Origin of the sequence: Rhodopirellula europaea 6C, from assembly GCF_000338295.1 — a bacterium.
GTDB classification, from domain to species: Bacteria; Planctomycetota; Planctomycetia; order Pirellulales; family Pirellulaceae; genus Rhodopirellula; species Rhodopirellula europaea.
Window position 1 is genome coordinate 77,865 of record NZ_ANMO01000094.1, and the last position, 15,840, is coordinate 93,704.

The window sequence follows — 15,840 nt, forward strand, 5'->3', positions numbered from 1 at the left end:
CTTTAGGTGGCTTCTGCAACCAACGGTGGTCGCCTTCGTTTGAGCTGTGACGCTAGCAGGAAAATCAGCAACCCCGTCCATACGAACACAAAACCAATCTTGCGTGGCAAATCGAGTGTCTCACCAAACAAGACATAGCCAACCAAGAACTGCAACGTCGGACCGATGTATTGCAGGATCCCCATCAGCGACAAATCCACTCGCTGAACTGCCGCCGCGAAAAACGCCAGCGGTGCGATGGTGATCAGCCCAGCACCAAGTAGCATCCCAAATTCGGTCGTGGTGCCGGTTTGCATGGTGGACACACCGTCCGCCAAACGCATTCCCAAGTAAATCGCTGCCGGAACCACAAGCAGTGTGACCTCCACCATCAAACCGAGCAGCACTGGCAGCGAGGCTTTCTTCTTGACCAGCCCGTAGATCGCAAACGAGCTCGCCATCGCCATCGAAACCCACGGCAAACCTCCGTTGCCAACCGCCATCACGGATACACCGACTGCTGCGAACCCGACCGCCATCCACTGAGGCCATCGAAGGCGTTCGCCCAAGACAACGACTCCCAACACCACGTTGAGCAATGGGTTGATGTAGTATCCCAGCGATGCTTCGAGTACCCGATTGTTGTTGACCGCCCATATGAAAGCCAGCCAATTAATCGCGATCATCACAGCCGCGATGAAGTAAACCGCCCAAACGTTTCGACTGCGCAGTTGTTGGCAGACGGCCTGAAATCCGCCCCAGCGGCCACGCCACAGCATCACGGGCAGAACCAACCCCAACGTGACAAACGACCATACGATCCGATGGCAAACCAATTCCATCGAGTCGGCATTGCCAATTTGTCGCCAGTAGATCGGGAACAGCCCCCACATCGTGTGAGCCAACAAGGCGCACACCAATCCGATTTTTAGCTCACCGCTATGCGAATGCTTCGTTGGCTCAGCCACCGGCGTGGCTTACGTTGGAACTCGCTTCACTCGTGACACTGTTTGCATCCAACATTTCGCAAATTGACTGAGCCAATTGCTTGACGTGCGGATCCTGCACCATGCTGTGGTGATGACCAGGCGTCGAGATCACATCAACACCTTCGGACAGATGTGACCATCCTCGATCGGCACTGCCTTCGGTTTCAAACGGCACGTCAGTTGGCCGGAACAGAACGATCCGCGTCTCGATGGGTTGCATCTTGTACTGCGTGGTTAATTTCAGATGGTGGTGGAACAGCGTCTTCAAGTCGTCAATCGCCCGAGCAGCCACATCGGCGGGTGTGTTTTGGTCAAGCACGCCCAGCTTCTCCGCATGTTGCCACAAGAAAGGCAATTGCTCTTCGCTCGGTAGTTGCAGCAATTCATCCAACGACAAATCGATGCCGTATTCCAATCCCACGTTGGCTTGGTCTTCGGCGGGAACCAAATCGCTGGCCCCGCTTGGAATGGACGAATCCAGCAGGATCAGCCCCTCGACCTCGTTTCCATCGGCGATCAGTTGTTGCGCAACTTCCATCGCAATGACTCCGCCGACCGACCATCCGCCAATCACATACGGACCTTCAGGTCGAACCGAGCGAATCGCCTCGACATATTCAGCCGCCATGGCCTGCATCGTCGATGGCAATTCCTCTTTTCCATGCAATCCCCTCGCACGAATCGCGTACATCGGCTGGTCGTCCGGCAGATGCGCCGCCAGCTCTCGATAGCAAACAACGATACCGCCAGGTGGGTGGACCATGAACAACGGAGTCCGGTCGCCAGTCACCTTGAGCGGAGCCAGCAATTCGTTCAGTCCATTGTTTCGCAGATTGGATTCGTCCGCATAGAAGTCCACCGACGCCTGTCCAAATCGCCGCGACAATTCGTTTGGATAGAGCGACGCCAATCGCCCTGCCATGGCAGAAATATCGGCGAGATCAAACAACAATGAAGATGGAACATCAACGCCCAAGTCTTCGCTCAACCGGTTCGTCAGCATCGCGGCCTGAAGCGAGCTGCCTCCGAATTCAAAGAAGCTTTGATTGATCCCAATCGAGTGCACTCCCAAAACGTCGGTCCAACGATCCGCGAGGTGTTGTTCCAATTCGGTGCGTGGAGGCTGATGAACCGACAGATCAGATGCATCCGGTGCAAAGTCGGGCAGGGCATTTAAATCGACTTTGCCGCTCGCCGTCATCACGAACGAGTCGACTTGCTGCATGTGCGCTGGTCGCTTGTAAGGCGGCAAGTGCTCGGCCAGATGATGCTGCAGCGACAGCACCACATCATTCCAATTGGCCTGATGAACCACCGCGCCGTTGACATTTGAGTTCGCTATGACATCACCCGAATCTAACTCAACGAACGCAATTGATTTCGTCGCCGCGGAATCGCCAATTTGGCGGGGCACCACGGCTGCCTGTGCGACCGCAGGATGATCCCGCAAAACGGTTTCGATCTCGGTCGGCTCAATGCGATAACCACCGACTTTGATCTGCCGATCCATGCGTCCCAGCACTTCGACCAATCCGTCCACTCTTCGGCGTCCTTGATCGCCGGTCAAATAAGCTCGTCGTCCATCGGGAAGGTTCACGAACCGTTGTTTGGTCAAGGATTCATCGCCGAGATAACCATCAGCCAACCCGGCTCCAACTAAAGTAATTTCACCGGCAAAGGTGGGTGGAACTTCCAAATGATTTGCATCCACCACAACCACATCGGTGTGATCGGCTGGTAAACCAACCGGGATGCGACGATTCGAATGCACGTCGCTGATGCGATACGCAGTCGCTTCCACCGCAGCTTCGGTCGGGCCGTAGCAGTTCCAAATCTGGGCTTCGCTGCTTCGGCGAATCAATCGCGGCAAACTCTCGGGCATCGACTCGCCACCGATCCACACATGGCGTAGCGAATGGCAGTGAGCGAACTTGCGATGCGATGCAATCAGATCAATCCAAGAAGGCACGCCGACCAGAACCGTCACCTCATCGCGAATGATTTGCTCCACAATGGAATCAATGTCTGCCACGTGTTCCGCATTGGGCCAAATCACTTCGGCACCTTGCGAGTAGGCAAACAAGGTCATCCCCAGCCCCGCATCGAACTGATGCGACAACGGCATCAACATTTTGTCAGCGGAATTCAACGGCGTGATCCGACTTCGCCAACGCAGGGTATTTGCAATCGCACCGTGCGAAACGATCACGCCCTTTGGCACGCCAGTCGTGCCCGACGTGTAGATCACGTAGGCAGCATCCTCACTTGAGACCCTTGGTGACTTCGCATTTCCGTTGGCCGAGGACTTGCCATTCCCGTTGGACGCACCATTTTGCGATCCCGTGAGCTGATCCCAAGTCAAGCTCTCAACCCCCGGAATCGCTTTGCTGCCGGCTTCATCCACCAGGATTGTCTTGGCGTTTGTTTGCTCGAGCACCAAATCAAGCAACACAGACGGACGAGTCGAATCCAGTGGCACTGGAACCGCACCAATTTGCTGCAACGACAAGATCAAATCCATCGCCCGCTTGCCAGGTTTGGCAACCACAGGAACAAAATCGCCAAGCCCAACATGATGCGAACGCAAACGGCGAGCAATCAACTCTCGCGTCGCGATTGATCCTGGAACAACCGGTTCGGTGGAGCAAGAAAGCGAAGGGCTGGCCGGCTTCAACTTCGGTGAACGGAACAAACGATTGAAAGATCGGCGTCCATTGCTACCCGCCGGCGCTCTTTCGCAAGAACCTGATACCGTCGACTGCTCAGTCCGATTGGCGGCCTGGGCGATCAGTCCGTTCAGTGTCTTCGGCTCATCCGTCGCCGCACCATTTCGCGATGCCTTCGAATTGGCATCGGGTCTCGCGGAGGCTTTGACGGCCGTAATCGTCTCGATCGGTGCATCGGGTTTGGCAACCAATTTCCCGAGCAACGAGACGAATTGATCCGCCATCGCTCGCATCGTGTCGGCTTCGTACAGATCCTCGCAATAAACAATCATCCCACCGAGATGGTCGCCAGTCATCTCGAAGATGAATTCCAAATCGTAGTGACAAGTTTGGTGCGGTACCGGATAGCTTTCCTGCCTCAATCCTCCGATTTCTTTCACCTCGGTCGCGGATGGGAACAAGTAACCGGCTCGTCCCTCCTCTTCCCGGACGTGAGCTTTCTCAAACGTGCAAGAAACCTGGATCAGAGGACTGCGTCCCGTGTCGCGAGGTGGATCCACGTCCCGAACGATTTGTGCAAATGGATACTCCTCATGTTGCATCGAATCGACTAAACGATCGCCAGCGCGACGCACCAGATCAACAAACGTCGGGTTGTCGGAAACATCCGCGACCAACGGCAGCATGTTCACAAAGAACCCAACGGTGTCTTCCAAATCCGAATAGGTCCGGCCAGCGAACGGACTGCCGATAACGAACTTGTCTTGGCCGCTTGCTCGCTTCAGCATCACTTGAAGGGCCGCCATCACCACTGATGACGATGTCACCTGAGCCTGCTTGGCGACCCGATTGATTGCTGCACCAACCTCTTCGGCACATTCGATCCCAACCACTTTCGCGGATTGAGTGAACGTGGTTGGACGAATGCGGTCAGTGGGAATTTCCAATACTTTCGGGACGTCGGTCAGCGTGGTCGTCCAGTATTCCTTCAACGACTGACCTCGCGGCGAATTCAGCAAATGACGCTGTCGCAACACCAGTTCGAAGTAGTCCTTCTCTGGTGGAATGATGGCCGGCGAATCTCCCACCAAATACTGTGGGTAGAACTGTTTGATCTCACCAAGAATCAAGATCAGCGACCAGAAGTCGACAACGATGTGATGCGTGGTCGCAACCACCACCCAGTCGTCTTCTGCCAATTGAAACACACGGATTCGCATCATCGGTCCATTCTGCAAGTCGAATGGACGTTGAGTTTCCGCAATCACTGATTGAAGCAGTTCATCTTCCGTGTGCATGCGACCGTTCGATGTCGACCAGTCCTCGACGACAAACTCAGGTTTCAATTCGTCGTGAACGATCTGCTGCAGTTCACCTGACGAATCAGTGAAAGTCGTTCGCAACGCGGCATGCCGCTGAACCACGCCCTCGATCGATTTCCGCAACGCGTCGACGTCCAACGTGGATCGCAAACGAGTCGGCAGGAACACGTTGAACGCAGTTCCGTTTCGATTGCGACGAAACGCGTACCAAAGCCCGGTTTGTTGATCCGACATCGGATAGCGCTGACGATCTTTCATCGCCGGGTCATCAGCAATAGCCTCCTGAACTCCAGCTCCAACGTGCGTGGACGCACCGGATGCGTCACCGGTTTCCATCGCCAACGATTCGCTGAGCGTGGCAACCAAAGATCGCAGGCTGGACCCTCGCATCAATGCACCGATTTGGAGCTTCAGCTGCAACTGCCCTTCGATCCAGTTACGAAGCTCAACCGCCATCAAGGAATCCAACCCCATCTCCAACATCGGCCGGTCCGCATCCAACTCGGCGACGTTGCCACCCAGCAACGAAGCCAGCTTCACCGAAACAACTTCGTGCAGACATCGCTCGCGATCCGCTGCTGGGATCTGCCGCAGCGATTCGCCATTGATCGTTTGCTCGGCATCGTTGCCACCGCGAATCAAGTGCGCGAACCGTGGCGAGACATCTTTGGTCAGCCCTAATCCTCGCCAACGCGACCAATCCATCCGCAGCACACTGCACTGGGTCGCTCCGCGATGCAGCGCACGAGCCAAGCATTCCGTCGCTTCCGTCGACGAGAAATCCAACACACCCTGCCGTCGAAGACGTTCACTCAGTTCTTCGCGTTCCGCCAAGTAACCGACTTCGCCGAGGTGTCCCCAGTTGATGACGGTCGCGGGAAGACCGGAAACTCGACGGTGATGAGCCAATCCGTCCAACAACGCATTCGCGGCGGAATAGTTGGCTTGTCCAGCATGCCCAAACACACTCGACAGCGACGAAAACAAAATGAACTGATCCAATACACGATTGCGAGTCGCTTGGTGCAAATTCCATCCGCCCAACACCTTCGGCCACAACACTCGATCGAGAGTCTCACGATCGAGGTCGACAATCATTTTGTCTTCCAGCACCATTGCCGTGTGCAACACGCCACGCAAAGGCGGCAACTCTTCATCGATGTGATCGAGAGTCCGCTGAATGTCATCGGGATTGGTGATATCGCATGGCAACACGACAACCTTCGTTCCGCGAGAACGCATCCGTTCGATTGCTGGAACAGCTTCGTCGCGGATCGTTTTGCTTCGCCCGCTCAAAACCAATGTGCCGGCACCGGATTCGGACATCCAATCCGCCACCCGCAATCCGAATCCGCCCAATCCGCCAGCCAACCAGTACGTGCCATCGGCTCGGAACTGATACTCGCCCTCGTCTCGAGCTCGCACTTTTGTGGGTGGAGCGGTGTAGTCGACGATCACCTTGCCGATGTGTTTGGCCTGCTGCATAAACCGGAAAGCGGAAGCTGCCTCGCTCGCCTCAAACCGTTTGGGTTCGTGCCCGCGATATACCTTCGAATTGAACTTCTGAACCACCTCGCGCAAACGCTTGCCCATGCGTGCGGCTTGCTGCTGAAACAGCTGATCCAAATCGATCGCAAAGAACGCGAGGTTGTTGCGTAGCGGGTACATCCCCAAAGATTGATCGGCGTAGATATCCCGTTTGCCAATCTCCAAGAATCGACCACCAACGCGAAGCAAACTCATCCCGGCGGGAATCGCTTCACCCGGCAGCGAATTGAGAATCGCATCAATCCCCGGTTCCCCACGAGCCTCAGTCAGATTCGCGATTTCGGAAACGAAGTTCAACGATCGCGAGTCGTGAACGTGTTTGACGCCCATCGATCGAACATGATCGCGCTTGAGATCGCTTCCCGCGGTTGCGAACACTTCGACGCACAATTCTTGAGCCACCTCGATCGCCGCCAGGCCAACACCGCCGCTGGCCGCATGAATCAAAATCGATTCATCATCTCGCAACCGAGCACACGTGTTCATGGCGTGATCCGCGGTCAGCCACGCGACTGGGATAGCCGATGCATCAACCAGATCGATTGCCGTGGGAGCTTTCGCGACCAATGCGACGTTGACCACGACATGCGTCGCAAAACCGCCGGGTGCGACCGCGATGACTTCATCACCGATTGCGAATTCGTTGACGTTTTCGCCAACCGCTGTGACAATACCGCTGACTTCGGCACCCAACGCGACTGGCCCCGGTGGCAATCCGGGGTACAAGTCCAACACCTTCATCACATCGCTAAAGTTCAGCCCCGCGCCGGCAACTTGAATTTCAACTTCGCCGGTTCCCGGTTCGGCACGACCGAATGCCTGGTGCTTCAGTTCGTCAACTCCCGAAGCGGCTCCTTTCATCAGACGGCTTGCGGGACGCTCATCCGATGCAAGAAGAGCATGTTGCAGTTCTCGGTGCGTGTCGGGCACAAAACGATGCAAGTAACGCACGCCATCCCGCAACATCACCTCGTCTTCCGCATCGTTCCGCGACCATTCAGCAGCCAATCCCTGCAAAGGCAGATTCGCGTTCGGATCACAATCAACCAAACGTGTCTGCAGCGATCCAATCTCGCTAACAATGACTCGGCCAATTCCAACCAGAGGCATCTGAATCGCTGAAACAGGCTGATCCAGCTCGTCACCTGATTGAGCCCCCAGGGTAACCATGGTCAATCGCGTCTTCGGCCGATCGGTGATCGCCTCCCAGCTTTGGACCAAATTCAAAGGAGCCCGCGTGGTCAACAGCGTGCTGTCTCGCAACGCGTCACTGGCGTCCGTTGCAGACATCGCCTCCAACGACAGCGGATCCACCGCATCGATGGCCCACAAGTACACCAAGTGCCAGTTGTCGCTTGATCCACAAACCCCAAGCTCTTCCCACAACTGCGAATACGACTGCTGATCATCAGCATCGACCCAGTAACATTCTTCCTGGACCGATTTGTCACCGACAAATTGCGTCGGCTGTTGCGATGGATCTTGAATGGGGTGAACCCAAATGAAATCTTCGCGAGACTTGCCCCATCCGCGAACAAGTTCATCCGCTAAATCGGCCGGCGAGAATACGACGAACTTTTCGTTCGCTGCGGTGGAGGTTTCCTCCGATTCATCAGCCTGCCAACGATAGCGATACATCAGGTCTTTGGTCGACTGCTCGCTTTCGGCGCCCACTCGGCGGCTTTCAAATCGACTGATCGACCCAACATGCGTCCCGTTGTCCAGGAACAAATCCAGGTCCGCCAACAGGCGATGTTCTGTCTTCAGTCGAATTTTCGCGTGAACGATCAGATCGCGATCCAAACCAGCCGATTGAATTTGATCCAAATCAACTTGGACATCTTCCATCTCATGCGGCAAATACAAACCGCCGGGTGAACGGCCAAACAACGGATCGCAAACGACCATCGCGTGGAAGCAACTGTCCAGCACCGCGGGATGAACGAGGTATAGCGACGCTTCCGCATCAAACGCTGGCGTGCGGACGGATTCATCCAACCGCACCTTCGCGATTGATTCTCCGTCACGCCGGACACCTTCCCGGATTCCCTGAAATGCTGGTCCGTAGTTCAAACCAATCGACTGACAATACTCATAGCAATCTTCGTCATTGAACGATTGCAAACAACGCTCTCGCCCAGCTTCCAATTCCGCTCGCTTGGCGTCGGCATCGATCGGCGACGGAGTCCCGTGGGTTGCCGCCAGAAGTGACGTCCATTCCTCGCCCGGAATTTCGCGATATCGAATTTCAATCGAACGCCGATCTCCCGCCAACGATGTTTCCAAACGATGCGGTTGCGACTCATCCAAAATCAGAGCATTGAGCAATTGCAAACGCTGCAAACGAATGCGAGTCGGCGCCGGGTCACCTGCTAATTCGCTAGTTCGCGATAGCACCGCAAGCGATCCTGCCAGTGACATTTCAAGTCCTGCCGCGGCAGGGAACATCGCTGCGCTACGGACCCTGTGATCGAACAAGTAGGCTTGATTGTCGCCGTCAATTCGGCCACGAAAGACAGGATCGGCTGACGGCTCGGCGTCACCCAACAACGGATGAACGGCTGTCATCAATCGACTACGCCGCGATTGCTCCGATTCCGTCCACAAACTTTGACGCTGCATCGGATAGAGCGGAAGTTCAGCCCGCTTGCTTGGCCGCGAAATCAATCCCGACCAATCTAAATCAAACCCAAACGCGAACAAGTCACTGACGCCATCCAGCCACTGACTCTCGTCGTGGTCAAACAACTCCGAATCACCGGCAGTTTGATCTGGCTTTGGACGACGCGCCGTGGCAATCAATTGAATGTTCTGCGACGTGTGGCCATAACACTCCGTCGTCGCGAAAGCCAGCACCGGGTGCGGCCCGAGCTCAATTCCGATGCCATAGCCGGACTTTGCAGCTGTCATCACCGCGTCGGCAAATCGAACGCCTTTGCGAACGTTCGTCCACCAGTAGTCACCGGCCAAGGAATCCGTTTCGTCGATGGCTCGCCCCGTCACGGTTGAGATCATCGGAGTGTGCAGAGGTCGAGTCTGAATCCCATTGAGCGACCGCAACAACTCCTCGCGAACGGGGTCCATTTGCGGACTGTGGAACGCGTACTCGACCGCCAAACGTCGGCAAAAAATGCCGTCTTCTTCGATCGTAGTCGCCAATCGTTCAATCGCTTCGCTGTCGCCTGACAATGTGATCGACGCCGGTCCATTGACCGCGGCGATAGCGACTGAATCTGGCATTTTCGGATCGATCTTTGCAAGTTCCGCGATTCGCTTTTCGGCTTCTTGCTCGGTCAGTCCCACGGCGATCATTGCACCGCGACTGGTGGCCAGATCCATCGTTCGGCCGCGATGGATCGCCACTTGGCAGGCATCCGCAAAGTCCAATCCACCTGACAAATGTGCCGCAGCAATTTCGCCGACGCTGTGCCCGATGATCAAATTCGGGCGAACACCAACCGACGCCCACATCTCGGCTTGCGCAACCTGGATCGCAAACAAAGCCGGCTGCGCGATGGATGTGCGATTCATCCGGGTCGTTTCCGAATCGCGATGAAGCTCATCGATCAAGGACCATTCCGACGCATGCTTTCGAAACTCGGCATCAATGCGTTCGATGGTCTGGCGAAACACCATGTTGTCTCGATAGAGCCCACGTCCCATCGCCCACCATTGTGGTCCTTGGCCACAACACAAAAACACGACGCCCTTTTCGCGTTCGTCACTGCTCAATCGCGACGGAACAACAGAGGCCTCGTTTGCATTGTCGCTCGATCGCAATGACTCAGACAAATGCGACAGTTCATCACGCAGCGAATCGAAGTCTTCGCCAACAACCAATGCGCGGACATCGTGATGCGTTCGGTGATGAGCCGCCGTGCCTGCGACAGCAGCCATATCAAGTGAATCTTCACCGGCCGTGGTATGTTCAGCCAGCCACTCTTTCCAGTGACTTGCAACATGCGCGAGAGACTTCCGATCAGTCGCTGAAACGGGCAAGACAATCGAGTTGGTTTGCCGATTCGGGCTTTCCACTGTGCGGCCAGGGTCAACCACAACGGAACGGTTCGCTTTCGTTTCCCGCGGGGCTTCTTCAACAATCACGTGACCATTGGCGCCGCCGTAACCAAAACCATTGATGCCCGCGATTCTCGCAGGACCATCAGCGATCCAAGGTTCCAGTTCCGTCGGGATATGAAGGTTCCAACCGCGTAGATCGATCTCCGGATTTGGTGTCTGCAGATGCAGGTGAGGCGGAATGGCTTGGTGGTGCATCGACAGCGCGACCTTGATCAAACTCGCGATTCCTGCGCCGGCTTCCAGGTGCCCGATATTGGTTTTCACCGAACCGATGCGGCAAGGTGATTCGCGGTCCTGATCGCTCGAGGCGATAACCCGTCCAAGAGCCCCCGCTTCGATCGGATCCCCAACCGCGGTTCCGGTCCCGTGAGCTTCAAAGTACTGGACGTCTGACGGATCAACCTCGGCCAACTCACACGTCCGTTTGACCAAGCGTTCTTGTTGCTCACCGCTGGGGACAGTCAATCCGGGTGTCCGGCCGTCTTGGTTCAGCGCCGTCGCTCGAATCGTGCAATAGATTCGATCGCCATTCTTTTGCGCTTCACGAAGCGGCTTCAGCATCACCATTCCCGCACCTTCACTGCGGGCATAACCGTTGGCGCGTGAATCAAACGTCTTGCAGCGTCCGTCGGGTGACAACACGCCAAGCTGACTGAAGGCGACATAAAAGTCGGGCATGATCAGCGCATTGACGCCGCCGGCAAGTGCCGTCTCGGCTTCACCGTTCCAGATCGCTTGGCAAGCCATGTGGAGCGCAACCAAAGACGACGAGCATGCCGTGTCAACAGCGACGCTGGGACCACGCAAATCAAAGCAATACGAGATGCGATTGGCGGCAATGCTGCTGGATGATCCGGTGTTCGTGTACGGCCCCAACTCACCGCGATCTTCAAAACTCAGGCTGGCGACCGCGTAATCGATGCTGCTGATTCCGGTGAACACGGCGACCGGTCGACCGGCCATAGAACCAAGCGGAGCACCGCCGTCTTCCATTGCCCGATAAGCGACTTCCAACAGCATTCGTTGCTGAGGATCCATCGCCGCCGCTTCACGAGGCGAGATACCAAACAACGTCGGGTCAAACTGATCTATGCCGCGAACGTAGCCGCCCCATTGGCTCTGCGTTTTACCAAGCATTGGCTCATCGGGCCGGTAGAACTTCTGCAAGTTCCAACGGTCCTCGGGCGTTTGGGAAATGGCATCCGTTCCCGATGCCAGCAGATCCCAAAATGCGGACGGATCATTCGCATCCCCGGGGAAGCGACAACCGATGCCCACAACGGCAAGTGGTTCGTTCCTCACGCCAATCCCTACCTTCGAAAAGTTCGTTTGTGTCCTAGGTCGATCGCTCACCGGTCATCCCTGGTGGCGAAGAGCATCTGTTGGTCGCATTTGCGACGCACGCCAAATGGGCAACGATGCCCCCAAAATCCCAATCCCTAAACCAACCGCCATGCCTCGAACCCACACGCTGGTTGCGATGGTCGGTTGCAGCAATCCACCCGTAGCTTCGCTGTTGGCCAACACATTGAGCAACAAGCTGGCACCAATCCCACCAAGGACGGACGCCAACAAAGCGAGCATCACCGATTCACACAGAATCACGCCAGCGATTCGCTTTGCCGGCCAACCGATCGCTCGCAGGATTCCGATTTCACCGGTCCGCTCCAAAACGCTGGTCATCATTGTGTTGAGCGTTCCGATTGCACCAACCAGCAACGCGATCGTCGATGTCATCCAAGCCATCGCGCCGGCCAACTGCATTCGCGTGTCGGACCGCACAAATTCGTCCGTTGCCAAAGGCAGCAATTTAGCGTCCACCGCTGTGATCCGCTTCACGACGGACTCGACCTGCGCCGCTTCGATGGACTCATCCAGCACCACGTTGATGTAGGTGATTTGCCCGTCTCGTCCGGCCAACTCCTGAAGTTGTTTCAGCGGCACGATCATGGATCCATTTTCCCAAACGCTTCCGCTTTGAAAAACGCCCGCGACCAAGAACGGTTCGTCGAACAAGTTCAAGTTCGCTCCGGGCTCGCAATCCAAACGGCCCGCCAAATTCTCGCCCAAGTAAACCTGCCCGATTGTCTCGGCATTCTCCGCCAAGCCCGGATCAGCAGCACGCATTTCGTAATCGGTGAACAACCACGAATCCGTTTGCATGCCCATTGCAGGAATCCCATAAACCTGCTGGTCTTCCGCCGACAAGGTTTCCAACAAGACTCCCGCCGCATCGGAGACGCCTTCGACCTGGGCGACCTCCGCGACATAGGACTCTTCCAGCGAACTGCTTAAACGATCCGCAGATCCCTGCCGTGAAACAACCACGTCGACGCGATGCGATTCGTAAACGCCTCGAAAGGACTCCGTGAACCCTTCGGCCACGCCCGACAAAGCCATCACCGAACCGATCGCCGTGGCCAACGCCATCAGCGTCAGTCCCGTTCGCAGCGGTCGCCGCCACAGGCCTTTGAGCACGAAACCAAAGTAGGACAACGGATCACCTAGAAATCAAAAACGAAACATCTGGACAAAGAATTCGATGACAGAGCCAGAGCACTTCCGCTGGGAAACGGCACAGGAAAGCGGTGTGGGGCAAAACACACCGTGAATCAGGGCATTGTTCACGTTCCACCGCAGATCGATCGGACGACAAATCGGCTTAAATTCAATGGTTCAAAGGTACCACCCAGCGTTGGATCACGAAAACCCTCTGAATTTTGGCTATCGTAGTGACGACGCTCAAACGTCCCCTCCCCACATCCCCTCTCCCTCGCAAGTGACCCCCATGCCGAGTTTCACGCTCTCATTCCCTTCAATGCGAAATTCTCGCCTGAAAACCCATGGTCTGTCGGCCGCCTCCGCCGCACTGGCCGGATGGGCCCTTCTCTTCCCTTCCATCGTCACAGCCCAAACCCGTGGGCCAGCCGAAAACGCCGCCAAACAAGATCGTTTTCACATTACCGCACGGGCATCCGAGATCGATCCCCGAGTGAAGGCCTACCCGGAAATCAACTTTTTGATCGAAGACGCCAAGGGAAAACCCGCCGATCAACAGCAGGCGATGTTCAACCCCAACGTCAATTCGCGAGGCCAATTGGTGATTTGGTTGATGGGCCACAACTCTCAACTATTCGAGAAATTGGGCGACTATGGCCTGCACGCCATTCGAGTCCACTACGCCAACAAATGGTTCAGCATCTGCTGCCAACAGAATCCTGTCCCACCAACCTGTCGCGGCAACATGCGGCTGGAAGCAGCCACCGGCGAAGACTACACCGACGAAGTCGACTTGGCCAAACCGGATGGGATGTCCGAGCGAGCCTTCCAATTCGTCCGTTGGTTGGCCGAGAAAAACTCACCGGGAAACTGGGAGCAATTCCTCAACGACGACCGTACGGATCTGAACTGGGACAAAGTCATCGTCGCCGGCAGCTCCCACGGTTCGACGACCGCCTCGCGTTTTGCAAAGCACCAACGGGTCGCTCGCGTTGTCGCGCTGTGTGGGCCGCGAGATCAGCATCAGAATTGGCAAGCTCTTCCATCCGCGACGCCACCCAATCGCTATTTCGCGTTCTCGCATGTGCTGGATGGTGGCTGGGTCGATGACCACTATTGCCGCAGCTGGGAAATGCTCGGACTCAACGCGTTTGGCCCCATCGTTAACGTGGACGAACAATCTCCACCTTACGGCCACACACGTCGGTTGATCACCGATTTCGACGTCAACGGAGATGCCAAACGAGCCCACAGCAGCGTTCAACCAGGTCGCTCCGCCGCCAAGGATCCTCAAACAGGCGAATACAAACACGAGGCCGTCTGGCGATACCTATTCACTCATCCGGTTGATCAAGTCGGAACGCCGGTCGATCGAGATCCCGACTGCACTCACGACCAAAAACAGTGAGCGAAAAAGGTCGTCTCTTTAAATCAGGTCAGTGAGAACGTGACCATGCACATCGGTTAAGCGACGGTCAACACCGTCGTGTCGCACCGTCAGTTGTGTGTGATCGATCCCCAACTGATGCAAGATGGTCGCATGAATGTCGTAGACCTGAGTCGAATGGGCTCGGTCGAGCGGCTTATAACCCCAAGGATCCGATTCGCCCGACGTGATGCCGCCGCGAATTCCGCCGCCGCACATCCAATTCGTGAACACATATGGATTGTGGTCGCGTCCTTTCTGACCTTGCGTGCTCGGCATACGGCCAAATTCAGTCGTCCACAAAACGATCGTGTCGTCCAGCAAACCGGTTCGCTTCAAATCTTTGATCAATGCGGCGGTGCCAACCGCCATGCCTTGGGCCAACGGGCCATGGTCACGCTCAATGTCTTCATGCGAATCCCAATTGCGTCTCGGAAAACCGTTGTCGTTGCCAGACCAAATCTGAACGAACCGGACACCACGCTCAAGCAAACGGCGCGCGATCAGACACTTCCGCCCAAAGTACTCGGCCTCTTCGGCTGGATTGATCTTGTCCGGATAAGTCGCACCAATCCGATCCAGACCGTACATTTTCATCGTCTCCGCGGTCTCGCCTGAAATGTCCAAGGCTTCGGGTGCATGCAACTGCATCGCGGCGGCCAACTCATAAGATCGAATGCGTGCGTCCAGCCGTGAATCGCCCGGGCGTTCTTGCAGATAACGATGGTTCATTCGATTCAACATCGCCAAACCCTCTCGATCACCTAGTGCCGAAATGAAATCGGCTCGCGCGGAGAGGTCATCGATCGGATTGGCACGTTGGGGAAAAATGGTGGTTCCTTGCGCCGATGCGGGCAAGAAAGCTGCTCCCCAATTCTTTGGCCCGTTACTGGCGAAACCTCGGTGGTCCGGGAGCACCACAAAAGTGGGCAGGTTCTCATTGATCGCCCCGAGGCCGTAGCTGACCCACGAACCCATTCCCGGAAAACCTGGACGCTGAAAACCGGTGGCTTGCAAGTAAGTGGCCTGAGAGTGCACGCCAGTTTTTCCGACCATGTTGTGCACGAATGCAATGTCGTCGACACAATCACCCAGTGGTGCCACCACCTCACTGAGCATCTTGCCTGATTGACCATGGGGCGAAAAGCGAAATGGCGATTTCATCCATGGCCCCAGACCGTCTTGGAATGTTTCTACCGGTTCGCCGAAGTCGGATTGTTCGCCGTGCAGCTTTTCGAGCAATGGTTTGTGATCCCACAAATCAATGTGGCTGGCGGCTCCTGCCATGAACAGTTGCACCACACGTTTGGCTTTGGGTGGATGGTGCAGCA

Annotated in this window: 5 protein-coding genes; 1 reads left to right on the plus strand and 4 read right to left on the minus strand. The window is 56.0% G+C overall.

Annotation, left to right across the window (positions count from 1 at the left end; genetic code table 11):
- Window positions 1–2: 2 nt before the first annotated feature.
- The 3 genes from rarD to RE6C_RS08160 are packed head-to-tail and all read right to left on the minus strand — an operon-like array spanning window position 3 to window position 13,080.
- A complete protein-coding gene (gene rarD / locus RE6C_RS08150; RefSeq protein WP_008655518.1) occupies window positions 3–947 on the minus strand; it encodes an EamA family transporter RarD in 945 nt (314 codons plus the stop codon).
- On the minus strand, window positions 940–11,886 hold the full coding sequence (locus tag RE6C_RS08155; protein WP_236618026.1) for a type I polyketide synthase: 10,947 nt from the start codon (window positions 11,884–11,886) through the stop codon (window positions 940–942). Before RE6C_RS08155 ends, rarD begins: the two co-directional genes overlap by 8 nt.
- A gap of 54 nt (window positions 11,887–11,940) precedes the next feature.
- Window positions 11,941–13,080, minus strand: coding sequence for an ABC transporter permease (locus tag RE6C_RS08160; RefSeq protein ID WP_039961555.1), 1,140 nt, complete (start codon window positions 13,078–13,080; stop codon window positions 11,941–11,943).
- Window positions 13,081–13,372: 292 nt separating this feature from the next.
- Between RE6C_RS08160 and RE6C_RS08170 the strand changes: the two genes are divergently transcribed.
- On the plus strand, window positions 13,373–14,491 hold the full coding sequence (locus RE6C_RS08170; protein ID WP_039961568.1) for an alpha/beta fold hydrolase: 1,119 nt from the start codon (window positions 13,373–13,375) through the stop codon (window positions 14,489–14,491).
- A gap of 18 nt (window positions 14,492–14,509) precedes the next feature.
- Here the strand turns inward: RE6C_RS08170 and RE6C_RS08175 are convergent, their stop codons facing one another.
- Complete coding sequence (locus tag RE6C_RS08175; protein WP_236618027.1) at window positions 14,510–15,838, minus strand: DUF1501 domain-containing protein; 1,329 nt, start codon at window positions 15,836–15,838, stop codon at window positions 14,510–14,512.
- Window positions 15,839–15,840 lie beyond the last annotated feature (2 nt).

Excerpts from the sequence above, each read along its gene's own strand:
- RE6C_RS08170 (WP_039961568.1), top strand. The coding sequence starts at position 13,373 with ATGCCGAGTTTCACGCTCTCATTCCCTTCAATGCGAAATTCTCGCCTG.